Origin of the sequence: Chitinophaga silvisoli (assembly GCF_003412465.1) — a bacterium.
Lineage (GTDB): Bacteria > Bacteroidota > Bacteroidia > Chitinophagales > Chitinophagaceae > Chitinophaga > Chitinophaga silvisoli.
On the sequence record NZ_QTJV01000010.1, the window covers coordinates 213,555 to 239,353 of the forward strand.

General features: G+C 46.5%; 23 protein-coding genes. 13 read left to right on the plus strand and 10 right to left on the minus strand.

Translation table 11 applies throughout. From position 1 onward, the window contains the following. Window positions 1–123 precede the first annotated feature (123 nt). Entirely contained in the window at window positions 124–1,506 is a 1,383-nt protein-coding gene (locus DXN04_RS25225; protein WP_116856183.1) for a methyltransferase RsmF C-terminal domain-like protein, read from the plus strand. Between the two features lie 69 nt (window positions 1,507–1,575). Beyond that, complete coding sequence (locus DXN04_RS35655; RefSeq protein WP_116856184.1) at window positions 1,576–2,556, plus strand: LysM peptidoglycan-binding domain-containing protein; 981 nt, start codon at window positions 1,576–1,578, stop codon at window positions 2,554–2,556. A gap of 84 nt (window positions 2,557–2,640) precedes the next feature. On the opposite strand, the gene fmt is transcribed toward DXN04_RS35655, so the two are convergent. Both fmt and DXN04_RS25240 read right to left on the minus strand, forming a co-directional pair. Next, on the minus strand, window positions 2,641–3,573 hold the full coding sequence (gene fmt / locus DXN04_RS25235) for a methionyl-tRNA formyltransferase (protein ID WP_116856185.1): 933 nt from the start codon (window positions 3,571–3,573) through the stop codon (window positions 2,641–2,643). Continuing rightward, window positions 3,563–4,726, minus strand: coding sequence for an exo-beta-N-acetylmuramidase NamZ family protein (locus DXN04_RS25240; protein WP_116856386.1), 1,164 nt, complete (start codon window positions 4,724–4,726; stop codon window positions 3,563–3,565). Before DXN04_RS25240 ends, fmt begins: the two co-directional genes overlap by 11 nt. A gap of 237 nt (window positions 4,727–4,963) precedes the next feature. On the opposite strand from DXN04_RS25240, the gene DXN04_RS25245 reads away from it, so the two are divergent. Then, complete coding sequence (locus DXN04_RS25245; protein ID WP_116856186.1) at window positions 4,964–5,392, plus strand: FKBP-type peptidyl-prolyl cis-trans isomerase; 429 nt, start codon at window positions 4,964–4,966, stop codon at window positions 5,390–5,392. A gap of 61 nt (window positions 5,393–5,453) precedes the next feature. On the opposite strand, the gene DXN04_RS25250 is transcribed toward DXN04_RS25245, so the two are convergent. Then, window positions 5,454–5,657 (minus strand): cysteine-rich CWC family protein, encoded by a 204-nt coding sequence (locus DXN04_RS25250; protein ID WP_116856187.1) that lies wholly within the window; start codon window positions 5,655–5,657, stop codon window positions 5,454–5,456. Window positions 5,658–5,679: 22 nt separating this feature from the next. Beyond that, window positions 5,680–7,974, minus strand: coding sequence for a 5-methyltetrahydropteroyltriglutamate--homocysteine S-methyltransferase (metE, locus tag DXN04_RS25255; RefSeq protein ID WP_116856188.1), 2,295 nt, complete (start codon window positions 7,972–7,974; stop codon window positions 5,680–5,682). A gap of 224 nt (window positions 7,975–8,198) precedes the next feature. Here metE and pepT point away from each other — a divergent pair, with 224 nt between their 5' ends. From pepT to DXN04_RS25270, 3 genes are all read left to right on the plus strand, one after another. After that, window positions 8,199–9,443, plus strand: a complete 1,245-nt coding sequence (gene pepT, locus DXN04_RS25260; protein WP_116856189.1) for a peptidase T — start codon at window positions 8,199–8,201, stop codon at window positions 9,441–9,443. Between the two features lie 243 nt (window positions 9,444–9,686). Then, entirely contained in the window at window positions 9,687–10,403 is a 717-nt protein-coding gene (locus tag DXN04_RS25265) for a MotA/TolQ/ExbB proton channel family protein (protein ID WP_116856190.1), read from the plus strand. Between the two features lie 8 nt (window positions 10,404–10,411). Further along, a complete protein-coding gene (locus tag DXN04_RS25270) occupies window positions 10,412–10,828 on the plus strand; it encodes an ExbD/TolR family protein (protein WP_083721470.1) in 417 nt (138 codons plus the stop codon). A 230-nt stretch (window positions 10,829–11,058) separates the two neighbouring features. On the opposite strand, the gene prmC is transcribed toward DXN04_RS25270, so the two are convergent. Then, a complete protein-coding gene (prmC, locus tag DXN04_RS25275; RefSeq protein ID WP_116856191.1) occupies window positions 11,059–11,916 on the minus strand; it encodes a peptide chain release factor N(5)-glutamine methyltransferase in 858 nt (285 codons plus the stop codon). A gap of 77 nt (window positions 11,917–11,993) precedes the next feature. Here prmC and ribD point away from each other — a divergent pair, with 77 nt between their 5' ends. The 3 genes from ribD to DXN04_RS25290 are packed head-to-tail and all read left to right on the plus strand — an operon-like array spanning window position 11,994 to window position 14,872. Continuing rightward, window positions 11,994–12,986, plus strand: a complete 993-nt coding sequence (gene ribD, locus DXN04_RS25280) for a bifunctional diaminohydroxyphosphoribosylaminopyrimidine deaminase/5-amino-6-(5-phosphoribosylamino)uracil reductase RibD (protein WP_116856192.1) — start codon at window positions 11,994–11,996, stop codon at window positions 12,984–12,986. Window position 12,987: 1 nt separating this feature from the next. Next, window positions 12,988–14,265 carry a hypothetical protein gene (locus DXN04_RS25285; RefSeq protein ID WP_116856193.1) on the plus strand — a complete coding sequence of 426 codons (1,278 nt, stop codon included), beginning with the start codon at window positions 12,988–12,990 and terminating at the stop codon, window positions 14,263–14,265. Between the two features lie 10 nt (window positions 14,266–14,275). Next, window positions 14,276–14,872 carry an IMPACT family protein gene (locus DXN04_RS25290; protein WP_116856194.1) on the plus strand — a complete coding sequence of 199 codons (597 nt, stop codon included), beginning with the start codon at window positions 14,276–14,278 and terminating at the stop codon, window positions 14,870–14,872. A 12-nt stretch (window positions 14,873–14,884) separates the two neighbouring features. Here DXN04_RS25290 and DXN04_RS25295 read toward each other — a convergent pair whose 3' ends face one another. Both DXN04_RS25295 and DXN04_RS25300 read right to left on the minus strand, forming a co-directional pair. Then, on the minus strand, window positions 14,885–15,781 hold the full coding sequence (locus DXN04_RS25295) for a 3-hydroxyacyl-CoA dehydrogenase family protein (RefSeq protein ID WP_116856387.1): 897 nt from the start codon (window positions 15,779–15,781) through the stop codon (window positions 14,885–14,887). Window positions 15,782–15,923: 142 nt separating this feature from the next. Beyond that, window positions 15,924–16,589 carry a carboxypeptidase-like regulatory domain-containing protein gene (locus tag DXN04_RS25300; protein ID WP_116856195.1) on the minus strand — a complete coding sequence of 222 codons (666 nt, stop codon included), beginning with the start codon at window positions 16,587–16,589 and terminating at the stop codon, window positions 15,924–15,926. Between the two features lie 168 nt (window positions 16,590–16,757). Here DXN04_RS25300 and DXN04_RS25305 point away from each other — a divergent pair, with 168 nt between their 5' ends. Continuing rightward, window positions 16,758–17,855, plus strand: coding sequence for an Mrp/NBP35 family ATP-binding protein (locus DXN04_RS25305; RefSeq protein ID WP_116856196.1), 1,098 nt, complete (start codon window positions 16,758–16,760; stop codon window positions 17,853–17,855). 84 nt (window positions 17,856–17,939) lie between these two features. On the opposite strand, the gene DXN04_RS25310 is transcribed toward DXN04_RS25305, so the two are convergent. Beyond that, on the minus strand, window positions 17,940–19,295 hold the full coding sequence (locus tag DXN04_RS25310; protein WP_116856197.1) for a Gfo/Idh/MocA family protein: 1,356 nt from the start codon (window positions 19,293–19,295) through the stop codon (window positions 17,940–17,942). 14 nt (window positions 19,296–19,309) lie between these two features. Beyond that, window positions 19,310–20,119 carry a sugar phosphate isomerase/epimerase family protein gene (locus tag DXN04_RS25315; RefSeq protein WP_158569141.1) on the minus strand — a complete coding sequence of 270 codons (810 nt, stop codon included), beginning with the start codon at window positions 20,117–20,119 and terminating at the stop codon, window positions 19,310–19,312. 589 nt (window positions 20,120–20,708) lie between these two features. Between DXN04_RS25315 and pyrF the strand changes: the two genes are divergently transcribed. The 3 genes from pyrF to DXN04_RS25330 all read left to right on the plus strand — a co-directional run bounded on the left by pyrF (window position 20,709) and on the right by DXN04_RS25330 (window position 23,781). After that, window positions 20,709–21,530 carry an orotidine-5'-phosphate decarboxylase gene (pyrF, locus tag DXN04_RS25320; protein WP_116856199.1) on the plus strand — a complete coding sequence of 274 codons (822 nt, stop codon included), beginning with the start codon at window positions 20,709–20,711 and terminating at the stop codon, window positions 21,528–21,530. Between the two features lie 120 nt (window positions 21,531–21,650). Beyond that, window positions 21,651–22,829, plus strand: coding sequence for an acyl-CoA dehydrogenase family protein (locus tag DXN04_RS25325; protein WP_116856200.1), 1,179 nt, complete (start codon window positions 21,651–21,653; stop codon window positions 22,827–22,829). Next, complete coding sequence (locus tag DXN04_RS25330; protein WP_116856201.1) at window positions 22,816–23,781, plus strand: FAD:protein FMN transferase; 966 nt, start codon at window positions 22,816–22,818, stop codon at window positions 23,779–23,781. Before DXN04_RS25325 ends, DXN04_RS25330 begins: the two co-directional genes overlap by 14 nt. 732 nt (window positions 23,782–24,513) lie before the next feature. Here the strand turns inward: DXN04_RS25330 and DXN04_RS25335 are convergent. Then, window positions 24,514–25,785, minus strand: a complete 1,272-nt coding sequence (locus DXN04_RS25335; RefSeq protein WP_116856202.1) for a DUF2130 domain-containing protein — start codon at window positions 25,783–25,785, stop codon at window positions 24,514–24,516. Window positions 25,786–25,799: the final 14 nt, after the last annotated feature.

The window sequence follows — 25,799 nt, forward strand, 5'->3', positions numbered from 1 at the left end:
TTTTTCAAAGAATCATACCAGGCTCCCGTAGGCCAACTAACTAAAGTGCAGTGTTATACCCCGGCCCCAATTTATCTAAGCCTATCATACCTTAATTTTCAGTATTTTGCCACAAAAAGCGGGTTGGAGCTTCCAAAAAAATTTATTGATAGTCTGATTTCGCTGCCTGAAATGGATTTGGCAGCTTTTTTGCGTGTACATGCGGCGGGAGAAAAGGTAACTTCGCTGCGTATTAATCCGAACAAAATAAAGGAGAGAGACACGACAGAAAAAATACTGGGTGAACTGGCTACCAATGGGTATAGCAGGGTCCCATGGACGACTGACGGGTATTATCTGGCTGAAAGGCCATCTTTTACATTTGATCCATATTTTCACGCAGGGGCCTACTATGTACAGGAGGCTTCTTCCATGTTTCTGGAACAGGTATTAAGACAGGCATGTGACCTGACTGCTCCCCTCAGAGTGCTGGACCTCTGTGCAGCACCAGGTGGCAAGTCGACACTGTTGCAATCCCTGATCAGTCCGGAGAGCCTGTTGGTTTCCAATGAGGTGATCAAGACAAGGGCCGCCCTGCTGGGAGACAATATTACCAAGTGGGGAGCTGCCAATGTGGTGGTGACTAACAACGATCCGAGAGATTTTGGCCGACTGCCCGGTTTCTTTGATGTGATGGTGGTAGATGCGCCTTGTTCAGGTTCAGGCCTGTTCCGCAGGGAACCGGAGGCCATCAGCGAATGGTCAGAAGAAAATGTGATCCTGTGTAGTCAGCGGCAGCAGAGAATTCTGGCGGATGCACTGCCTGCCCTGAAAGCAGGAGGGATCCTGGTCTACGCGACCTGCTCCTACAGCAGGGCAGAAGATGAGGAGATCATGGATTGGTTACAGGCTAATTTTGACCTGGAAAATATACCGGTGCCTTTGCAGGCTGACTGGCACATTGTAAAAACCGCAGCAGAAGGATATCGTTTTTATCCTGATAAAGTACAGGGAGAGGGGTTCTTTATAACCTGCTTCCGCAGAAAATCAGGAGAAGAATACAGCGCTAAGAAACAGCGTGATACACTCACAGCAGTCACAAAAAAAGACAGGGAGAAAGTCGTTCCCTGGTTGCAAAATAGTGAAGGCATTTATATGATGGAGCATCAGGGCGAGGTACTATTATTACCTGAAATGATGCAATCAGCTGTTTCCGTATTGCAGCAGCACTTATATTTGCGGAAAGCAGGTGTCAGGGCTGGCCAGTTGGCCGCCAAAGAACTGATACCGGATCATCAGCTGGCAATGAGTCCACTGGTGGCAGGCAATGTGCAAAAAGTAGAATTGACCCGTGAGCAGGCATTGAAGTATCTGAGAAAAGAAGATCCTGATGTAACTGTAGCGCTAAAAGGATGGGCGTTAATGCAATATGGAGGAATGTCGCTGGGCTGGGCCAAAGTATTGCCAAACCGTATCAATAATTATTATCCTAAGGAACTCCGTATTCTGAAAGAAATCCAGGCTTGAAATACCGTATAGGTTTCAAACCACAAAATATTTATAATTTAGTTGCCCGAAAGGTATAAACAGCGAAGTATGGTAAAATCGTTCATGACATTAGCGGTACTTGTATTATCAGCAGCAGGCGTTTACGCACAGGATATCATTCAGGTGCAGGGTACTACTCCTGACCTGTATGTAATGCATACCGTGAAAAAAGGTGAAACTTTATATAGCCTGGGCAGGACCTTCAGTCTGCCTATCAAGGATATAGCTGCAGAGAATAACATTTCTGCAGATAAAGGGCTGCAGCTGGGACAGAATATCAAGATCCCGCTGAATGGTGCGAACTTCTCACAGAAGGCAGATGCTGCATCTGGTGGTGCACCCCTGTATCATAAAGTAGAAGCAGCAGAAACACTGTATCGGCTCAGTCTCAATCATAACAAGGTGCCGCTGGATAATATCCGTAAGTGGAACAATATGTCTGGTGATGGCCTTAAGAAAGATACCTATGTAATCATCGGTTATCTGAAAGGTGGTAGTGGTGCAGTGGCACACACACCTACGCCTACGCCTGCACCGACACCTGCGCCGGCTCCTGTAAATAATACTCCTGCACCTGCACCGGTGAATAATACACCCGCTCCGGTAAGTAATAACAACCCGGCACCGCCGATTGAGAATAATACACCGGCACCAACACCGGCACCAACGCCAACGCCTGCTCCCGCAGAGACTAAGCCTGTTGCAAGTTCCGGTTCTTCATTTGAATCACTGTATATGCAGCAGACCAGCAATGGTAAAAATGCAACAACTGAAAAAGGTCCTGGAGGCTGGTTCAAGAGTAATGCTGCTGCCGGAAAATATTATGCTTTGCACAACACCGCGCAGAGAGGTACGATCATAAAAGTGACGAACCCGCTGAATGGTAAGTATATCTATGCGAAAGTGCTGGAGACTATTCCGCAGATCAAGGGGAATGCAGGTTTGATTATCAAACTGAGTGATTCAGCACTGGAAGCTTTGGGTACGAATGATCCGAAGTTCTATTGTGAACTGAGCTACGAGAATTAAAATGAATTCAAAAAATAATCAAGTAAATGAAATGGGGTTTGCGATCGCAAACCCCATTTCATTTAGCCTATTTAATTCTATTTCTTAATTCGCCCTGAATCCTCTTAAAAAAGCCTCAATTTCCATCCGCTTCTTCCCCTCCAGCTGGATGTCCACCAAACTCAGGTACCCATCCTTTGCCGCTATTTTCAAATAGCTCTTCCCATCCGTCACAAACTCCCCGGGTGCCACCGCCGGTGCCACCTTCTCCTTCGTAGCTTTAAAGATCTTTACACTCTTCCCCTGCAAATACGTCCACGCAGTAGGATAAGGACTCAATCCCCTCACCAGGTTATAAATATGATCAATCCCATCCTCCCACTTAATCTGGCAATCCTCCTTAAAAATCTTCGGCGCATGCTTAATATCCTCTGCCTTCATCTGCGCCTGCGGCATCTCATGCACGTCGCCATTTGCAATAGCCGTCACCGTTTTCAGCAACAACTCAGCCCCCGTCTGCATCAGTGCATCATGCAGCTCACCCGCCGTCTCATCCTCCCTGATAGGCACTGCCTGGCTAAACATCACATCGCCCGTATCAATCTCATGCTGCAACTTAAATGTCGTCACACCAGACTCCTTTTCTCCATTGATGATTGCCCAGTTAATCGGTGCCGCCCCTCTATAATTAGGCAACAAAGATCCATGTACATTGATTGTTCCAAGCCTTGGCATATCCCACACCACCACGGGCAGCATACGGAATGCTACCACCACCTGCAGGTCCGCCTTCAATGCGCGCAGTTCTTCCAGGAACTCCGGATTCTTCAACTTCTCCGGCTGCATCACATGCAATCCCTTACTTACTGCATACTTCTTCACGGCAGATTCCTGTAGCTGTAAGCCGCGTCCCGCAGGCTTATCCGGTGCAGTGATCACGCCCACTATATTAAATCCATGCTGAACCAGGATATCCAGTGATGCCACTGCAAAATCCGGTGTACCCATAAATACGATCCTAAGAGAATCACTCTGCATATAGTAAATATTTCTTCCTGATAGTTTTAAAATGTTTCAAAGCCGGTTCCCAGCTCTGGCGGATAGCAGCTTCGCTCATACCCTGTTTTATTTGCTGCTGCAAGGTAGTATTCCCTGCCAACCTGTTAAAACTGCCGATAAAGAATTTATCCTTGTTCGGGAACAATTGATAAGCCTGAATAAGCCATTTCAGTTGTACCTGCTCATTCATCTTCGCCCTGCTTTCTTCAGGTGTACCTGTCAGGTTATAGCCATAGCAAGTTACATCTTTCAGCGGAGGTTCTTTGGCACCCTCAGTGCTGTGAGGTGTAAAGGAGTAGAGATTCTTCGGGAACTCCGGACTACCAAAGACCTGGAAAGGCAGATCTGTACCACGGCCCAGGCTCAGTGCAGTACCTTCAAAGAGGCAGGTGCTGGGATACAGGTAGATAGATGCCATGTTAGGCAGGTTGGGAGAAGGTTTCACCGGCAGCTGGTAATAAGTATGGTGATCATATTGCTGGCATTTGATCACGGTCAGTTTACACTGCACACCGTTCTTCAGCCATTTCTCACCGTTCAGTAATTGTGCATACTCACCTACCGTCATACCATGTACAATAGGAATAGGCTGCATGCCTACAAAGGATCGGAGAGCGGTATCCAGTACAGGACCGTCTACATAATGACCATTTGGATTGGGTCTGTCGAGTATAATGAGTGGTTTATTGTTTTCAGCAGCAGACTCCATCAGTTCCTGCAGGGAGGAAATGTAAGTATAGAACCGGCAGCCTACATCCTGGATATCAAAAATGAGGATGTCCACATCTTTCAGGTCATTTGCATCAGCTTTCCGGTGTTTGCCATAGAGCGAAACAATGGTGAGGCCGGTAGCGGCATCTTTGCTGTTGCCTACTTTTTCGCCGGCATCCGCCTTGCCCCGGAAGCCGTGCTCAGGACTAAAAATCTTCTGAATATTCACCTTGAGTTTCAACAGGGAATCTACGAGGTGTGTATGGCCGATAGTGGCTGTCTGGTTGACCATCAGGGCAACACGTTTGCCTTTGAGCAGGGGAAGGTATTCCGCTGTCCGGTCTGCCCCGGTGATGACCTGTGCCTTTGCTGGCAGCAGGAAAGATGCTGAAATTATGCAGGAAAGGAGGAATTTATACATAGGTTCAAAAATAATAAAATTTATTTCCCTGCTATAACCCATCAACACTCACCGTTTAGCCACTCATCAATTTTTCCGCAAGCTGCTTCCTTCCCTTGTCGAAACAATCCGGTCCTCATTAACCAACCCCAAATTTTTCCTATAACGCAGACAGAATGCGCCCAAACACTTGGCACTTTAATCATTTTTCTTACCTTGCAGGTAATAAATTTCCTAAACACTTAACAAATTATTTTTATGCAAGCAGTTAAAAACGGAGATAAGGTGCGCGTGCATTATCATGGCCGTCTGACTAACGGAACTACTTTTGATTCTTCCGAAGGCAGAGACCCGCTGGAATTTGAGGTTGGCGCCGGTATGGTTATTAAAGGCTTCGACAACGGTGTGGTGGATATGAAAGTAGGCGATAAGAAGACTTTGAACATTCCGGTTGAGGAAGCCTACGGTCCTAAAAACGATGAACTGATCATGGATTTTCCTAAAGAGAATATACCAGCTGATTTAAATCCTCAGGTAGGTATGGAATTGCAGATGAGCAATCCTCAGGGCCAGGTATTCCCTGTAAAAGTGGCTGCTATCAGCACCGAGTTCATCACCCTGGATGCAAACCATCCGCTGGCTGGTGAGCCTTTAATCTTTGACATTGAATTAGTAGAGATCGTTTAATCAAGGATATTGATTTAAAAGGGTGTTTGCCTCGTGGCAAACACCCTTTTTGCGTTTATAGCTAATGAAATTGTTGTTTTTTAAATTGTTCTTTCATTTCTTCCATACAGGATGCACAAAGGCATCCTGAATAATGTTCAGCGATATAGATGCGTTCCTCTTCATTCAGCGTCACCGCCTGGCATTGACAACGAAGAATAGATCCGACCCGGCATTCAAATGGTTGCTTACAGCGTGGACAGCTGACTGTTTCATGTTCTGCCATACCACAAAGATACAAAATGACATTACACCGCTTGTTGAATCGCCACTCTCATTTTCTCCGCAGCCGTCACCATATTCCGCAATGCCTGTTCTGTCTCCGGCCACTTCCTCGTTTTCAATCCACAATCCGGGTTCACCCATATATTCCTCGCCGGCAATAACTGCACTGCCTTCTCCAACAATGCCGTCATCTCCGCCACCGTAGGCACTCTCGGCGAGTGAATATCATACACGCCAGGCCCAATTTCATAAGGATAGCTGAATGAACTAAACACTTCCAGCAATTCCATTTGTGACCTCGACGTCTCAATCGTAATCACATCCGCATCCATTGCTGCAATACTATCAATGATATCATTGAACTCGGAATAACACATGTGCGTATGAATCTGCGTGGCATCTTCCACACCACTCACCGCTACCCTGAAGGCACGTACTGCCCACTCCAAATATGCCGGCCAATCCGCCCTGCGCAATGGTAAACCTTCCCTGATGGCAGGTTCATCTACCTGTATCACACGAATACCCGCCTGCTCCAGGTCATTTACCTCATCCCTGATTGCCAGTGCAATCTGCAATGTGGTATCCGCTCTCGGCTGATCGTCTCTCACAAATGACCATTGCAGGATCGTCACAGGCCCCGTCAGCATTCCCTTCATAGGCTTGCGTGTCAGCGATTGTGCATAACTGCTCCATGTTACTGTCATCGGTAATGGTCTTGATACATCTCCATAAATGATGGGTGGTTTTACACATCGTGATCCATAACTCTGCACCCAGCCATTCTTCGTAAACACAAAGCCTTCCAGCTGTTCACCAAAATATTCCACCATATCATTCCGCTCAAATTCTCCATGTACCAACACATCTATATGCAGGCTTTCCTGCAATTGAACGGATGCTTCAATGGCTTTTCGAATCGATGCCGCATATGCTTCAGGAGTAATCAACCCCTTCTTTACATCTGCACGCAGCTTACGGATCTCTTCTGTCTGAGGAAATGAGCCAATCGTAGTAGTAGGAAACAATGGCAACTGCAACACGGCTTCCTGTGCCTGTTGACGAACTCTGAATTCACTTTTACGATTTGCATCAGCAGCTGTCAGCGCCGCCATCCTGGCTTTTACAGCTGGTTTGTGAATGATGTCGGCAGTCGCTCTATCCTGCATGACCGCTTTATTTGCTACTAAGATGTCATTATTACCTGCCAGGATGTTCGCGAGGTCCACCAACTCATACACTTTTTGCTTTGCAAAGGCCATCCAGTTTTTCAGTTGTGGTGTCAGCGTTTCCAGGTCCAGGTCATATGGTGAATGCAGCAGTGAGCAGGAAGAGGCAATCAGCACTCTTTCTTCCCCCAAAGAGTCAACAGCTTTCCTGATCAATGAGATACTCTTCTCATAATTATTCTTCCAGATATTCCGTCCATTTACCACACCCAGCGAGAGTTGAAGATGTGCAGGGATTTGAGGCAAGAGCTGCTCCAGTTGTTCCGGGGCTCTCACCAGGTCGATATGCAGTGCCTGTACCGGCAGCTGCAAAGTCAATGCAGTATTGTCCTGCAGACTTCCAAAGTAAGTGGTCAACAACAATTTGGCAGATGAAAGGACGGCGGCAATTTTATTGTAAGCATACTGGAACAAGGCCTGTTGCTGTGGTGCCAGATCCAGCACCAGTGTAGGTTCATCTATCTGGATCCAGCTGGCACCGGCCTTCTCCAGTGATTGTATTAGTGAAATATAAACAGGCAATAATTGATCCAGCAGATCTGCTACCTGCAAATTCTCTTCTTTGATCTTACCTAAGAGCAGGAAGCTCACAGGCCCGATGATCACAGGTTTGGTATGAATACCCAGGGCTTTTGCTTCTTCAAATTCTTCCAGTGCTTTATTATAAGCCAGTTCAAAATTTTGTGTGCCGTCAAACTCGGGTACCAGGTAATGATAATTGGTATCGAACCATTTGGTCATCTCCATGGCCGTCAGGTCAAAACCATTCTTCTGATAACCACGGGCCATACCAAAATATAGTTCAGGACTATTCGCCGTGATCTGGGTGGCTTTCAGCCCCTGGAACCTGGCAGGAATGGTATTGGTCGTCACGCACATATCCAGGATCTGATCATAATAGGAAAAGTCGTTCGAAGGAATGAGGTCAATTCCCGCATCACGCAAGGTTTCCCAATTCTGCCTTCTAAGCTGCCGGGAAGTCATCTGCAATTTCTCTAAAGAGATTTTGCCCGCCCAATATGCCTCGTTTGCCTTCTTCAATTCTCTGTTGCTACCAATACGCGGATAGCCGGGAACGTTGGTTTTCATGTTTTTTAGGTTTTTAAAGGTGAAAATATCTGCACCCAGTCGGTTCCGTAGTACAAATTACTGCACAAACCTAAATAGAAAGATTGTATGATCTATTTGTATTTGATATTTTAGAGTATTGTTCTTTTAAATGAGAGGTGAGTGTTCATTTGTTCTAAATAAAGAACATTCACCAGCACCAAATAGTACATTTCACTTTTGCCCATATTTCTTAGGTTTGCACTATGTTCACTAATTACAAATACACCGTTACCGAGCGCTTCCTGCGCTACGTTCAGATAGACACGCAATCAGATCCACTGAGCAAGAGCTTTCCTTCCACGGAAAAACAAAAAGACCTTGGTCGCCTGCTCGTGCAGGAACTGCATGAAATAGGCCTCTCCGATGTTGAAATGGATGAACATGGCTATGTATTTGCCACCATCCCTTCCAACACCAGCAAAGATGTTCCTGTCATTTGCTTCTGCTCCCACATGGATACCAGCAGCGATTGTAGTGGCACAGGTGTAAAACCTATCATTCACATGCACTATGATGGCGGAGACATCGAACTGCCGGAAGATAATACCGTGATTAAAGCCGCTCTTCACCCATACCTCGCCTCCAAAAAAGGAGACGACATCATCACTGCTGCCGGCAACACCCTGCTGGGAGCCGATGATAAAGCTGGTGTAGCCGAAATCATGGATGCAGCCTACTACCTGGTAGCGCATCCTGAAATCAAGCATGGTACCATCCGCATCCTCTTCACGCCAGATGAAGAAGTAGGCCGCGGCGTGGAAAAACTGGATATGAAGAAACTCGGGGCCAGCTTTGGTTACACCATGGACGGCGGTGAACTGGGTTCCCTGGAGGATGAGAGTTTCAGTGCTGATGCCGCCAAAATTGTGATCGACGGCGTAAGTGTGCACCCGGGTACAGCAAAAGATAAACTTGTGAGTGCCATCAAGATAGCTTCAGAAATAATAGATGCACTGCCTAAGGATAGTCTCTCTCCTGAAACGACCGAAGGTCGCCAGGGTTTCATTCATCCGGTAAGGGTAAGTGGTATTGTTGAACAAGCGGAGATTGATTTCATTCTGCGTGACTTCGTAACGGCCAAACTCAGGGACCATGCGGAGTTCCTGCAGAACATCCTGGATCAGGTAATGGCGAAATACCCGGCTGCCAGTGCTAAACTTACTGTCACAGAGCAGTATCGCAACATGAAGGAAGTGCTGAACCTGCACCCGCAGGTAACTGCTTACGCAGAAGAGGCGATCCGCAGGGCAGGAGTAGAGCCATTGAAAATGATCATTCGTGGTGGTACCGATGGTTCCCGTCTTTCTTTTATGGGACTGCCTTGTCCTAACATCTTTACCGGTGAAATGGCGTTGCATGGCAAGTCTGAATATGTGAGCATACAGGATATGCAGAAGGCAGTGCAGACGATCGTATACCTTGCACAGGTGTGGGAAGAGAAAGCGTAGTGGCAGCTGGCAAAGGCATCCGGGTAGGTAACGGAAACCCTTTTCCACATCTGGCACAGAAATCGCTGATAGAGGGGTGCATGCCTTTTGACGCAATTAGTCAAACCCTGGTTTGCATTCGCCACTCATGATATATGGGGATAATATTTTAGGGACATATACGTTAAATGTTTACATAATATTGGTATCTTTCCCTGCTTGTTGCATTTGATGTAATACTTTTGCAAGGTTAAATTTTTATTCATGCTCTTAGGATTAGTAACATTACTCCAGGATTCCTTATTATCGCCCAAGCCTGATACAGTGGCTGCCGGCACCGAAGCAGTTGCCGCTGCCGATCAGCATATCAGGTTATTAGACCTGCTGGTAAAGGGGGGCGTACTCATGATCCCTCTGGGGATTCTCTCTGTTATCGCCGTTTTCTCCTTTGTAGAAAGGTATCTCACCATCTCCAAAGCCGGCAAACTGGAAGATAATTTCATGCCAATGATCCGTGATCATATCTCCAATGGCAACATCCAGGCTGCCCGTTCTTTGTCTAAGAACACCAACAGCCCTATTGCCCGTATGATCGACAAAGGTATCCAGCGCATAGGTAAGCCTATCGAGAGCATTGAAAAGTCTATGGAGAATGTAGGTAAACTGGAAATCTATAAAATGGAAAAGAACCTCGTGATTCTCTCCATCATTTCCGGTATAGCACCTATGTTCGGATTCCTGGGTACCATCGCCGGTATGATCCAGACCTTCTTTAATATCTCCATCACTTCCGATATCACACTGGGTACTATCGCCGGTGGTATCTATGTGAAGATGATCACTTCTGCAACGGGTCTGATTATCGGTCTGGTGGCCTATATCGGCTACAGCTTCCTGAATGCGCAGATAGACAAGACTATCAATAAGATGGAAGCTGCTTCTGCTGAGTTTATCGATATTTTACAGGAGCCAACCAGATAATCAAGCTTATGAACTTACGCAACAGAAGAAATAAAAATCATGTGGAGATGCACAGCGGGGCGCTGAATGACATCTTGTTCATTCTGCTGCTCTTCTTCCTGATCGTATCCACACTGGCCAATCCAAACGTAATCAAGCTGACTTTGCCAAAGGCAAAGAGCAATACCAAGTCTAAACAGACCGTGGTTGTCAGCATCAATGATAAAAGAGAATTCTTTGTAGGTACCAACAAGGTAGCCTTCGGAAGCCTGAAGCAGATGCTCGCCGCATCCATCGCACGCGATTCCAAGGAGGTAGATCCTACCATCGTGGTAAATGCAGAAAAATCAGTACCGGTAGAGGATGTGGTCTCTATTATGGAAATTGCGCGCGAAATAGGAGCCAAGGTTGTACTGGCAACTACCAAACCGCCTGAAACTAAATAGGGATAGCACTTTCGGGATAAGTCTCCGTACTTTACCAATGACTCTGAGAATTACACCGAAGAGGTCTAACAACCATACAAATACGAAATTCAAACGGCTCCGGTTCACTTTAGTGCCGGAGCCGTTTTTTTGCCATCTGAGAAGTAATAAAAAAATGTTAGCTCGCATGCAGATGATAGACTGCTGCTATAAAGACCCGCGATAAATACCAGGGTTTAATAATGATAATGTTAAAATTTGGTCGCCTTCACCATCCTGTCTTTCCCGAAAAGATCCTGTTTCAACACCACGTCCACGAAGCCCTGTTCCTTCAATAAATTCACCGTTTCCGCCCCATATGCCTCATTGATTTCAAAATACAATCCACCCCCGGCTGTCAACTTCTCCAGCGCCAGCAAACCAATCCTCCGGTAGAACCGAAGCGGATCATGATCCGGCACAAACAGGGCAATACCAGGCTCATAACTCAGTACCTGGTCCTGCATACCCGCACGCTCATGCTCACAGATATAAGGCGGGTTACTCACAATAATATCAAAAACAGGCAAAGCTGCCGTTGCCTCCGCATCCAGGATATCCACCCGGGAAAAGCTAATATCCAGTGATAGCTTTTCCGCATTTCCTGATGCAATTTTCAATGCACCTTCACTGATATCCACTGCACTTACTGCCGCCAAAGGCAGGTTTTTCTTAATCGCCAGCGGTATCGCCCCACTTCCAGTACCAATATCCAGGATTCTCGGTTGCGTTCCTGCCTTCTTCACATCCTCTATAATCCACTCCGCCAGTTCCTCCGTTTCCGGTCTTGGAATCAACACATCCGGTGTTACGCGGAGCTCCATGCCATAGAACCAGCTCGTTCCGGTCACATACTGCACAGGTTCATTCCTGCGCATGGCCTCCAGGCTGGTACTAAACAGGTTCTCCTGGTTCTCAGTGAGTTCCCTGTCTTTATAAACGATCCGGTCCATTTTGCCAAGGCCGGTAATATGCTCCATTAATATATGGGCAATACTGGCGGCTTCCCGATCGCCATGGATGGGGCTTAGGGCCTGAATGATCTGTATGAATGCTGCCTGAATGGTCATATGCTCTGGTATAAAAAAGGGAAATTCCCGGCGTAAACGATATTTTTGCAGGCAAAAGTAAAGATACAATCACTATCATGGACGGCCGTACTGATGAATTTTTCATGCTTCGTTGTATTCACCTGGCTACCCTGGGAGCAGGGAAGGTGGCCCCGAACCCAATGGTGGGAGCGGTATTGGTACACGAGGGCAGGATAATAGGAGAGGGTTTTCATAGGGTATACGGGCAGGCCCATGCCGAGGTGAATTGTGTCAATTCCGTAAAAGATGCCGACCGCCACCTGATTCCTGCAGCTACCATGTACGTAAGCCTGGAACCCTGTGCACATTATGGCAAAACGCCTCCCTGCGCCAACCTGATCGTAGCTGAAAAGATCCCGGAAGTAGTGATCGGATGTGTAGATACCTTCAGTGCAGTAGCCGGAAAAGGAATCGCTATCCTCGAAAATGCCGGTGTAAAGGTGCGCACAGGCATCCTGGAGGCTGAATGCAGGGAATTGAACAACCGCTTTTTTACATTTCATGAACAGAAACGCCCTTATATTATATTAAAATGGGCCGAGTGCCAGGCAGGCTATATGGGTACTGAAGATGGTCATCCTGTACGTATTTCCAATGAATATAGCGATAGGGTGGTGCATCGCTGGAGGAGCGAGGAAAGTAGCATCCTCGTAGGCAGCCGTACCGCTGTAATGGATAATCCAAGGCTCAATAACCGGCTCTGGACAGGAAAGAATCCCCTGAGGATCGTGATAGACCCACAGCACAAGGTGCCCCATACACATCACCTGTACGATGAGAGTCAGCCGACCTTCTTCTTCACTGGCCATACCCTGACACAACTGATGAAGGAACTGCATGAAAAAGGGATCCTCAGTGTACTGGTAGAAGGAGGGGCAGCTACCCTGCACCGGTTTATAGCAGAAGAACTCTGGGACGAAGCAAGAGTGATCAGGGGCGCGATCACACTACCGGGAGGATTGCCGGCACCCAGGTTAAAGCATGCAAAGTTAACTACTGAAATATCGCTGGAGGGCGATCATATATTTACATACCACAGGGAACAATAACATGTATAAATTAAGGGCTCCTATATGCATATGGTTATTCATTCTTTGCTCACTGCAGGCAGTGGGCCAGGGTGATAAATGGACCGGCACCTGGCATATGGACTATGCCCCCACCGGAAGTTCCACCATCAGCATGGAATTTCAGATCAGTGAACCTACGAACAAAATGCTGTATCCGGCACTCCTTACTGTTAAATACGGCTCCTTTTCAGGTGCGTACGAGGTCTTACTTTGTAAGAAGAATGACCACGAACTAGGCATTGGCAGAAATAAATACCCCATCTCGGAAACGCCTTTTAAAATCGGTGCCTGGATGCTGTACCTCAATGGTACGCTGGATTTTAAGCCCAATGGCATTGCTGTAGAACGCATGTGGATCAACTCATTCGAGTTGTATATGCAGGGATTTTATCATGACGATGAAATCTATGCCATGATGAAAGATTACCTGCGTGAACTGCTGTCTAAGAAACCGATTTTACTAAAAAAGAAAGATAATATCCCCTGGAAAAGCCCCGATACCCAGCGTATGGTGCATCCTGAAGGTGATTCCATTTACTTCGGGGTCTACGATAAGATCACGGTGACTGATTCCATCATCCCCGTATTTATCCGGGACGAAGATGTGGATGACAAAGACACCGTAAGTTTTGTGCACAATGGTAAGACCCTGCTGAATAAGGAATATGTAAGTCCCGGCGGCTCCCTCTTCCAGGTGAAGCTGGATACGGGTATGAATATACTGGGTTTCTTCGCCGACAACTATGGCAGGCTCCCGCCAAACACCGGTTCTTTCCGCATCAAGACAGATAGCCTGGCAGCCGTATACGATTTTCGTGACAAGTCAAATTTCTATTCTACTTTCTTAGTAGCACAGGTATACAGGAAGGCATTGCCACAACAGCCAGTACCACCCACACCTCCCGTAGATAAGCGGGTGACGGAGCGGCGTAACAACCTGCTGGATCAGATCAGTGTAAGCACAGGTGAGGTAGAACTGGAATTGTGGGATGATGCTGCGGAAGATGGAGACAGCATTTCTATCCGACTGAATGACAAATTCATCGTAAGCGGATTTCCTGTATTAAAACGCAGACAAAAATTATCAGTTACACTCCAACCGGGCGAAAACCGGATGATATTATTGGCAGACAATTTGGGAAGTATTCCTCCCAATACCGCCGTGATGAAAATCACCGCAGGTAAGATCAGAAAATACGTGCGCATAAAGACGGATCTGAAGCAGAACAACCTGCTCGTGATCAATTATACCCCTTAACAAACCAGGCATGGAAGTTTATTTTACTATAGAAAAAACAGCAAGGGCAGAATTCAAGGACAGGGGCAGTAAGTTCCTGGCCTATGCATGGCCGGTGAAGTCGGTAGAGCAGGTGAAAGAATGCCTGCAGGAAGTGAAGAAAGAACACCCCAAAGCTACACATCATTGTTTTGCGTACAGACTGGGTACGGATGGCAATCAGTTTCGCGCCAGTGACGACGGAGAGCCTTCAGGGACTGCCGGCAAGCCAATACTGGGGCAGATCGACAGCAAGGGATTGACGGATACACTGGTGGTAGTAGTCCGTTATTTTGGTGGTACATTATTAGGTGCACCGGGCCTGATCAATGCCTATAAGATGTCAGCGTCTATGGTGCTGCAGGTGATCCCTGCAGTGCAAAAAAATGTAGAGGCCAAATATCACCTGAGTTTTGACTACACGATTCTGAATGATATTATGATGGTGGTGAAGCAGCAGAACTGCACAGTGTATGCACAGGAGTTACAGCTGTTTTGCAGTATGGATATTGGGGTGCCGAAGGCCGTAGAAGAGCTGGCACTGTTGAAGCTGAAAGATATTCATGGATTAGAGATAAAGAAGGCATAAAGCCTTCTTTATTTATTTAAAGCGATCGCTTACAATCAGGTCTTTATTTCCCTTCTCATACCTGTAAAATCCTTCCCCGCTTTTCACACCCAGGTAGCCTGCGTTTACCATATTCACTAATAAAGGACATGGGGCATATTTCGGATTCCCGAATCCATCCTGCAGCACCCTTAAGATAGAGAGACATACATCCAGTCCGATAAAATCAGCCAGTTGCAAAGGCCCCATGGGATGGGCCATTCCCAGTTTCATCACGGTGTCAATTTCTGCCACACCTGCTACACCTTCGTACAATGAGCTGATGGCTTCATTGATCATAGGCATCAGGATCCTGTTGGCAATAAAGCCGGGATAATCGTTCACCACGCAGGGCACCTTGCCCAGCTGTTCAGAGAGGGCGGCGATCCTTTCGGTCACACTCTTTTCGGTGGCGTAGCCGTTGATGATTTCCACCAGTTTCATAACAGGCACCGGGTTCATGAAGTGCATGCCTATTACCTTGCCGGGGCGTTTGGTAGCGGCAGCGATTTTCGTGATGGAAATGGAGGAGGTATTGGTGGCGAGGATGGCGGCTGGTTGGGCATGCAGGTCCAGGTCCTGGAAGATCTTCAGTTTCAGGGCAGTGTTTTCGGTGGCGGCTTCCACGACCAGGTCGGCAGTTTGCACTCCCCCGGCGAGGTCGGAGGTGGTGCTGATGTTTTGTAAAGTTTGTGCCTTTTTTTCGGCAGTGATGGTTTCTTTTGCTACCTGTCTGTCAAGGTTTTTTTCGATGGTTTGCAGGGCGCGTTCAAGGGCTGGTGCAGATACGTCGATCAGGGTAACGGTAAAATCGTTTTGGGCAAAGACGTGTGCGATGCCATTGCCCATGGTGCCGGCACCGATCACGGCAATATTTTTTAATGAGAACATGGAATTGAATTTGGCCAAATTTAAGTGAATAAGGTATTGAAAATACATTTCTGTTTATCACTGAAAGACCCAAATGCCAAAACGGCTCAATCGCATTGCAATTGAGCCGTTTTGGATATAATGATTTATACTTTTTAATTTGCTAATACCCGTACCCGTACGAATTATTACTCTTACTCTTGAAATCCCCCCGCTTCCAGGCCTGTATAAATTGTGCCCATGCCAGTGGGTTCATAATATTCTGTGGCGGTAACTGTCCTGCATAATACAGGTTCTGAGCCTGCCTGTTGAAGTACATATTGGTAGCTTCAGCAGCATCTGGTGGCACATATCTTGAGATCGCCCTCATTTTTGCCTCTTCCGTATTCTTTCGGGCCAGTTCGTACTGATCATCCGGGATATCTGCACTTACAAATGCCTTTTCAAATTCTTCCCTGGAAGGATATGGTTTGATGATTGTAACCGGCAGGTAAGTAGTATCGTCTACCATGAGTTGCAGCAGGGAATAAGCATTGCCTGGCAAAGTCACTGGAATCCTAAAATCTTTCTTCTTGTAACCAATTGCTGTGAAGGTCAGTGTATCCCCTTTAAACGCAACGATGGAGAATACCCCCTGCTGGTTAGAGATAGTACCCCTGTTCTGTCCTTTGATGAGAATACTCACTGCAGGGACAGCTCTCAGGCTATCCGCCGTCATAGTAATACCGGAAATCTGGATGATGCTATCCTTGAACTGCGTTAACTGTGCTTTCAGCAGAAAAGGAAGGAACAAAAGCGAAAACAGTATGTAGGAAATCTTCTTGTGCATGCCGCCTCTAAGATAAATGATTTGAATTAAACATAAGCCATAGGAATGTTTTTCCTCCACATATAGATGGATGAACGGAAGCAATTGACAAAAACTATGGACAGCGCAGACAAAGTAAATAGCAATTAGGTTAACTTTACAGCCTCGAATTAAAATTAACAACTATTTATGATCACTACGGAACAGATTTTAAAGGCTTTGAGCAATGTGGAAGAGCCTGATCTGGGGAAGGACCTGGTAACGCTTAACATGGTGAAAGACATTGAGATAGATGGTAATAAAGTGACGTTCACTGTTGTGCTTACTACCCCTGCCTGTCCACTGAAAGATCTGATCAGAAATGCCTGTATCAATGCTGTCCATCACCTGGTAAGCAAAGATGCTGAAGTGCATGTAAATATGACTGCCAACGTAAATTCCAACCGTAAGGATGGAAAGAGCCTGCTGCCTGGGGTGAAAAACATCATCGTAGTAGCTTCCGGAAAGGGAGGTGTAGGTAAGTCTACTGTAGCGGCCAACCTGGCCCTTGCCCTGTCTGAAGGCGGTGCCAAAGTAGGGTTGATGGATGCAGATATTTACGGACCTTCAGTCCCTATTATGTTTGGGGTTCGTGGTCATCGTCCCATGATGACGAATGTAGACGGAAAAGGCATGATCGTTCCTTTGGAGAAGCACGGTATCAAGCTGATGTCCATCGGTTTACTGATCGATGAGAAGCAAGCGGTGGTTTGGCGTGGTCCAATGGCCAGCAGTGCCCTTAAGCAGTTCATCACCGACGTACACTGGGGAGAACTGGATTACCTGGTAATTGATATGCCTCCCGGCACTGGTGATATCCACCTGACCCTGGTACAGACGGTACCTGTGACCGGCGCTGTAATTGTGACCACTCCGCAGGATGTGGCGCTGGCAGATGCCAAGAAAGGTATTGCAATGTTCGATGGTCCTCAGATCAATGTACCGATTATCGGTCTGGTGGAGAACATGTCTTATTTCACACCGGCTGAACTGCCAAATAACAAGTATTACATCTTTGGTAAAGATGGCGGTAAGCGCCTGGCAGAAGACCTGGAGATTCCATTCCTGGGTCAGATTCCGATTGTACAGAGCATTCGTGAAGGTGGAGATGAGGGTGTACCGGCTATGCTGGGAGGAGAAGATGCTACCAAGCTGGCGTTTATGGGATTTGCAAGTACGGCGGCAAGAAGTATTGCGATGAGGAATGCGAATGTAGCGCCTACGAAGATTGTAGAAGTATTTGTATAAATTTTAAGCAGGCCGCAGGCCAAAGCAAAAAAAAAATAGCTTCTGCCGAAGGCGGAAGCTATTTTTTTGCTATCTACATTGTAATTATATAATAAAAGGCTTACCACCTACTATTACATCCTGTTTATTCTCATCAAAAGTCGCTTTCAGTCCTGTTCTATACGCCGCATTCGCCATAATCAGCGCAATGGAATGTGAATAAGCTGCTTCAATCGGCGCATTCCCCTGCTTCCTGCTCCTCACACTCTCCATCCAGTTACGTACATGCGCATTCGTCAGGGGATCTCCACCCATATTCGCACCAGTAGCAGCAGAACTACCACCGCTACTCAGCGTCATTTCAGGCAGCAGGTTTGCATGCATTCCCATCTCCTGGGCTTCATGTTCTGTAAGACCACCAGTTGGAGAAATCTTGTTCTTATCGATATCAATGGTACCGCCATTAGAATAGTACATTTCCTTCACGCCGCCGGCAGAGTTAGAGAAGCGGGAGCTATATTGTACCTGGAAACCTGAAGTCGGATCATTCTCTGGTCCATACTCAAATACCGCAGTAATAGTATCTGCATTTTTGCGGCCATCTTTCCACATATAAATACCACCATTAGCTACGGCACTACGAGGATGTTTCAGCCCTGTAAACCAGTGTACAGTATCAATCTGGTGAGTCATCCACTGACCGAAGATCCCGGAAGAATAAGGCCAGAACAGGCGATATTCAAGGTACTTTCTCGGATCCCAGCTATCTTTCGGACGGCCTGCGAGGAAACGGGTCCAGTCAGTATCTTCCTGCCTGATTTCCTTCACTAACTCAGGACGGCGCCATCTGCCCGGCTGGTTTACATTCCAGGTCATTTCAACCATGGTAATAGGCCCGAATTTGCCTTCTTTGATGAAGTTATTGGCAGCATGATAGCTATCGCCGCTACGACGTTGTGTACCTACCTGGAATATTTTGCCGGAGTCTTTCACTGCTTTCAGTGCTTTGCGGGCATCGTCCATTGTTTCAGCAAATGGTTTTTCGCAATACACATCTTTTTTCTGACCTACGGCTTCGATGGTGTGGTAAGCATGCTGGAAGTCGGCAGTAGCGATGATAACAGCATCCAGATCTTTGATCTTATACAGTTCATCGTTGTTAACACATGCCTGGATATCATGACCTGCTTTTTTAGAGATAAAGGCCTGGCCTTCTTCCCTGCGCCGTTTCCAGATATCCGATACGGCGATGATATCAAAATTCAATTCTTTGTTGTTGTTAAAGAAGCAGGGCAGAAGGGTCTGGCGTGCGCGATCGGAAAATCCGACCAATCCTATATTTACCCTGTCATTGGCTCCCATAATGCGGGCATAACTACTGGCCGGCATGCCCATAGCGGTGATAGAAACGCCTGCACCTGCCAGCAGGGATTGTTTCAGGAATTCACGACGTGATTTCATTGGAATTTAATTTTTTATTGATACAGTTCTAGGATGAGTTGACGTAAATATTTTTGTGCCGGGGCAGCTTGTACATCCATTGGGTCCCAGCGGCTTTCAACAGAAATACCGCCTTTATAATGAATGTTTGCCAGGGCTGCGATATATGGTCTCACTTCGTCGCCGGCGACACCGGGTGCCGTCCGTTTTTCTCTCTCTGCAATATGACAATGGACCAGGTTCTTTTTGGCTTTCTCGATGTTCGCAGCAGGTTCATTTTCCTTCAGCATGTGGTAAATGTCTGCTGTGAGTTTAAAATTCGGATGGTTGACAGCGTTTACGATGGCATTCGCATCCGCCAGGGTGTTGATATAATTTGTTTCTGTACTATTCAGGTTTTCGATGGCGATGACCACCTTATACCTGGCGGCAGTTTCGGCTATTTTCCGGCAGATGCTTACGAAGTGTGGGTTTTCCTTTTCAGGGGTCCACCCTTCGGGCAGTTTGCGGGCATTGCCGCTGCCTAGTACGATCATGGATACGCCGGCTTTTTGGGCCCGCTGCATTACTTTATCTACATAAGTCAGAATCTTTTGTTCATCTGCCCTGGGTCCTACGATGGGTATTTCCGCGGGGATGAAGCCATTGCAGGTATTGAAAGTGCATTTCATTTTAGGTTCGGCGTTGAGAAAAACCTGGAAACTGTCTTCCGGAATATCGGGGGAGAGGAGTTTGCCAACGCTGCCTTCAATATAGTCAAAACCGGCGGCGTGTAAAAGGGAATCATTTCTGTAGGTAGTGGTGACACCTAAGGTGGGCAGCCGGGTTTGTGCAACCGATTGCAAACAAATGAATAAAAAAAGGCATAATAGCCGGATGGGGGAGTTTTTCATATGTCTTTCCATATAACGTGGAGGGAAAAGTTAGGAACATTATTTAGAAATACAAAAATCTAATTGATAAGCGGTAGGGGATTTAGGGGCTTGAAGAGTTTATCCGTTCCCAATCTTTCTTCGATCCTTCTTCGATCCTTCTTCGATTCTTCTTCGACGCTTCTTCGATGCTTCTTCGATGCTTCTTCGATGCTTCTTCGATGCTTCTTCGATGCTTGTTCGACACCAAAAGGTCACTTCAATATCCCCTGGATAATGAGGTGACCTTTTGGTGCCCTTTTGGTGACCTTTTAGTGACCTGTTAATCTCGAAGACGACTTCAATTCAGACCGTCCTTCAGCCAATGATTCTTTAAGCAGAAAAAGAAATGCCTGCTCAATCACTGAATGTTCATTTCATTTTTTAAAAAATTTACCAGAACTTTAACTTTTACGATCAAGGAAGGCCAGGCCATGCAGTCATAACAAAATTGTATAATATCACTCATCACGCCCGCATTGAATAAGTTTTACTTACCTTTGCGCCCCAAATAAGTATTTATATGAACCGACACGAACTGGTGAATCTGATCAAGGAGAGGCAATCTTATCTCTGTGTTGGCTTAGACACAGACATCACGAAGATTCCCCGTCACCTGCTTTCACATGCAGACCCGGTATTTGCATTCAACAAGGCAATTATCGATGCCACTAAGGATCTTTGCGTGTCTTACAAGATCAATACTGCCTTTTATGAATGTATGGGTATCCGTGGCTGGGAGTCACTGCAACGCACTGTTGAGTACATCCCAAGCACACACTTCACCATCGCCGATGCCAAACGCGGAGATATAGGGAATACCTCTACACAGTATGCCAAGACATTCTTTGAGACATATAATTTCGATGCCGTTACTGTAGCGCCTTACATGGGGCGTGACAGTGTACAGCCTTTCCTCTCTTTCCATGAGAAATGGACCATTATGCTGGGTCTTACTTCCAATGAAGGCAGCAAGGATTTCCAGCTTACACCCAGCGGAGATGAAATGCTGTATGAGAAAGTGCTGAAGGCAGGCATGAGCTGGGGTACCCCGGACAATATGATGTTCGTGATTGGTGCTACCCAGAGTGCGCAGCTGGCATATATCCGCCAACTGGTGCCTGATCATTTCTTCCTGGTACCCGGCGTAGGTGCACAGGGCGGCAACCTGCAGGAGATTTCTGCCGTAGCCATGAATAAAGACTGCGGTCTGCTGGTCAATGCCAGCCGCTCTATTATTTATGCTGGCAATGGAGAAGATTTTGCGCAGGATGCACGCGTAGCTGCCCAGGCTTTACAGCAGGAAATGGCCGAGTACCTGGATGTAGCGCTGGCCGCGGGATAAATTAAATCATCGTCCCTGGTAATTTATTAAGCATAAAAAAACACCGCCTCCAGGCGGTGTTTTTTTATGCTTAATATCCTTCTTTTTAGTTAAATTGATTCCTTATCTAACCTGTTCCACATGCTGAAAGATTTGTTTCAATCCCCCGACTACTTCCGGATAGACGACCTGCTCACACCCGAACACCTCATGGTGCGCGACGCTGTCAGACAATGGGTAAAGAAAGAAATCTCCCCCATTATCGAAGATGCCTGCCAGCAAGCCACTTTTCCCTCCCAGATCATCCCTGGCCTTGGTGAACTCGGTTGCTTTGGGCCCACTATCCCCCAGGAATACGGCGGTGGAGGCATGGATCACATTGCCTACGGTCTCATGATGCAGGAACTCGAAAGAGGCGACAGCGGCATCCGCTCCACCGCCTCCGTACAAGGCTCCCTCGTCATGTACCCTATCTACACCTTCGGCAGTGAGGAACAAAAGAAAAAATACCTCCCAAAACTCGCCACCGGCGAATGGATGGGCTGCTTCGGACTCACCGAACCTGATTTTGGCTCTAATCCCTCCGGAATGGTTACCCATTTCAAAGAAGACGGTGACCATGTCATCCTGAATGGCGCAAAAATGTGGATTTCCAATGCCCCCTTTGCCCGGATCGCTGTCGTATGGGCCAAAGATGAAGCAGGTATTATAAAAGGTGTCATCGTGGAAAGAGGTATGGAAGGTTTTACCACCCCTGAAACCAAAGGGAAATGGAGCCTTCGGGCAAGCGCCACCGGCGAACTTGTTTTCGACAATGTGAAAGTACCCAAAGAAAATATCCTCCCCAATGTGAAAGGGCTCAAAGGTCCTCTAAGCTGCCTTTCCTCTGCCCGTTACGGCATTGCCTGGGGTGTAATCGGTGCTGCTATGGATTGCTACGACACCGCCCTGCGTTATGCCAAAGAAAGAGAGCAGTTTGGCCGTCCTATCGGAGGCTTCCAGCTTACACAAAAAAAGCTGGCTGAAATGATTACCGAAATCACAAAAGCACAGCTCATGAACTGGCGCTTAGGTGTACTGAAAAATGAAGGTAAAGCCACCCCGGCCCAGATCTCCATGGCCAAGCGCAATTCCTGCGCCGTGGCTACCCAGATAGCCCGCGATGCCCGCCAGATACTGGGCGGAATGGGGATCACCGGCGAGTTCCCCGTCATGCGCCACATGATGAACCTCGAAAGCGTCATCACTTACGAAGGAACCCACGAAATTCACTTACTCATTACCGGTCAGGATATCACCGGACTCGATGCTTTTCATTGATATGCGCTTCTTATTCCTGTTCTTATTCCTGCCCCTCACAGCCCTTGCTCAAACAGTACTGGAAGGAAAGGCGCAGGGCACTTACTATGTCATCAAATATATAGCTTCAGATACGAGCTCCCTGCAGCCTGAGATCGATTCCATTTTTGCAGTAATCGATCAGTCCTTGTCTTTGTACAAACCTAATTCGCTCATCAACCAGTTCAACGAAAAGGGCCATGTACAAATGGATACACATATGCAGGCAGTCATTGCCCGGTCACTTGAAATCAGTAGAATCACCAGGGGGGCATTTGATATCACAGTGAAACCACTGGTAGATGCCTGGGGCTTCGGCGTTCATCAGCCTGCTGAAAGAAAAGTCCCTTCTCCCGATACAATCAATGCTGTCTTAAGCTACGTAGGTTATAAGTATTTAGAAGTGAAAGGCACGGAATTATCCCGCACAAAACCGAAGGTGACCATTGATTGTAACGGGATTGCCCAGGGGTATACCACCGATGTAATCGGCCGGTTTCTGGATAGCAAAGGCATACATAATTACCTTGTAGATGTAGGAGGAGAGCTATGTGCGAAAGGAAAAAATGCACATCAGCAATACTGGACTGTAGGCATCGAAGGCGAGCAGCAGCGTATCATTCCTTTAATCAACAGTGCGGTTACCACCAGTGGAAACTACCGCCGTTTCTTCGATTCAGGTGCTAAGCGCTTCGCCCATACCATTGACCCGCGGAGCGGACAAGCTATCCACAATAACATCATCAGTGTCACCGTCCTGGCCACAAACGCAATCACTGCTGATGGATTTGACAATGCCCTGATCTTAATGGGAGTGAAACGCTCATTTGCATTTATAAAGCAGCACCCGGAGTTACAGCTAGAGGCAGGTTTTATTTATAAAGATACCGAAGGGAATATACAGGAGGCTTTTTCACCGGGCTTTCCTAAATAACAGGGCTGCTAAAAATAGCAGCCCTCTCATACTTTGGTTTTTTATAGAATATGCGAAAATCCATTTTTTCTCAACCACCCATACGTATATCAGTCAATTTATTACCTGGGTAATAAAACACAAATTCTTTTTTCGTCTAAAAGGGTGATTTTTCAATTAAAGAACGCTGGCAAGAATTACTCACGAAATTAGTTAGCACACCAACGTATTATTATATACGGAACAATAATATAGTACGGTTTCGCTAATCTAATAAAAATCAGTTACCAAGATCTAAAAATTTATCCCCTGTGCAAAAAAAAACCAGTGTATAAGTTAAACCCTGTCTACTCATTCAGTAAATCAACGAAAGTAAATCGATTGTTAAATCAGATGCTTCTCTGGCGGTGTTATATTGTTACAACATGAAATATGCCAAACCGGCTTATTACTATACATACAACGTATTTATAGCCAATATCGTGTAGTAAATTTAGCAAGGTTCTGTTAATGTATCCTTAAAATTAACATATTGATTTTCTTATTGTTGTCATATATTGATATGGTCGGGATTGCTAAATAATATGGAAGGAAGGGAAAAAGTGTGAGTAATAAGGGATGAAACTAACTGTAGCAGGAAAGCTACACTTTTAAGTATAATTGTGGAATATGATTCATTTTTAAATGGAAAAAGCGCTTCTACCCTGAGGCAAAGCGCTTTTAATATTTTTAGATACCAGGCAGCTGTTTTTTTTAATCCAGCATGGCATCAGCGGCATCTTCGAGCAATTTCAGATCCACGGAGTCCGTTCCTGCAATGCCTTCAATGGAGCCCTTGATATGTGCAGCATTCAGCAATACTTTCTCTAACTGCTTTTCTCTTGCCTTCCAGATCTTCTCCATCGCATCTTTCTCTTTCTGGATAGAAATTTTCATGGCCATAAAACCTTCGCGGATGGCCTTCCATTGCTCTGCAAATTCGCCACTGGTGAGGTAACCATAGAGCATATGCACCTTATCACCCCTGTTTTCCTGTGTTTTGAGTGCACCGGCCACTTTGATAATACCTTCTCTAAGTACATGTGCCAGTGCCCTTACTTCTGCAAATGTACAGATCCATACGCCTTCCTTCTCTCCAAAGCGCTCCATATCTTTCGGCATGGCCTGTGTAACGAGGATTGCGATATCCGCTCCCTGGCTACGCATATCCGCCTTCAGCTTTTCCAGCCAGTCCCTTGCAAAGTCTTTAGTACGCTTGCTTTCATAAATGATCTTACCACATTCCTGTCCGAACTGGTTCCTGATCAGCTGGATACAGTCGGCACCTCTCACTCCTTTACCCACTTCCATCACTTCATCGAAGGGGAAAGCGCCTTTCAACAATTCTTCCAGCACGAGTTCCTGTATTTCGCCCTGCAACTGGGTAGAACCTTGTTCTGCTTTACGACGCATTTCTTCTGCCAGCTTGCGCTGATCTTCCAGCTGTTTCGCCAGTTCAGCCAGTTTCAGCTGGTGCTCATGCTCTTTCAGCAGGTTACGGTCTGCCTCTTCACGGCGAATTTTCTCCGTGAGCAGGTTCCGTTCTTCCAGCAGTTTTTTCTGGATAGAGATTTCTATTTCCTGCTCTTTGGCCAGTAATTCCTGTTCTTTACGCAGGAAGTCCAGCTCCTGTTGCCTGGCTTCCTTCAGTTTTTCATCCTTTTCGGAATTGGCCTGTTGCAGTAGTTGCAACTGGTTTTCATAAGTAGCGGATACGCTCTTACGGATATGCTCAGACAGGGTAGCCTGCAGCTTACTTTTTTCTGATTCCAGTAACCTGCTCAGCTCTTCCTGTTGTGATTGCTTTTGTAGTTCTACCTGCTGGCGGAATTGTGCCAGCTGTTGCCTTTCATTCTCCAGTTCATTCTTACGTTTGGTCCATTCGGTTGCCATTTTACCGCGCATCTCTTTTTCAATTTCTGCTGCAAATGCATCCTCCATGACAAACTGGTGCCTACAATTAGGGCAAGTGATTGATGTTCCCATGACTTCGAAGTTAC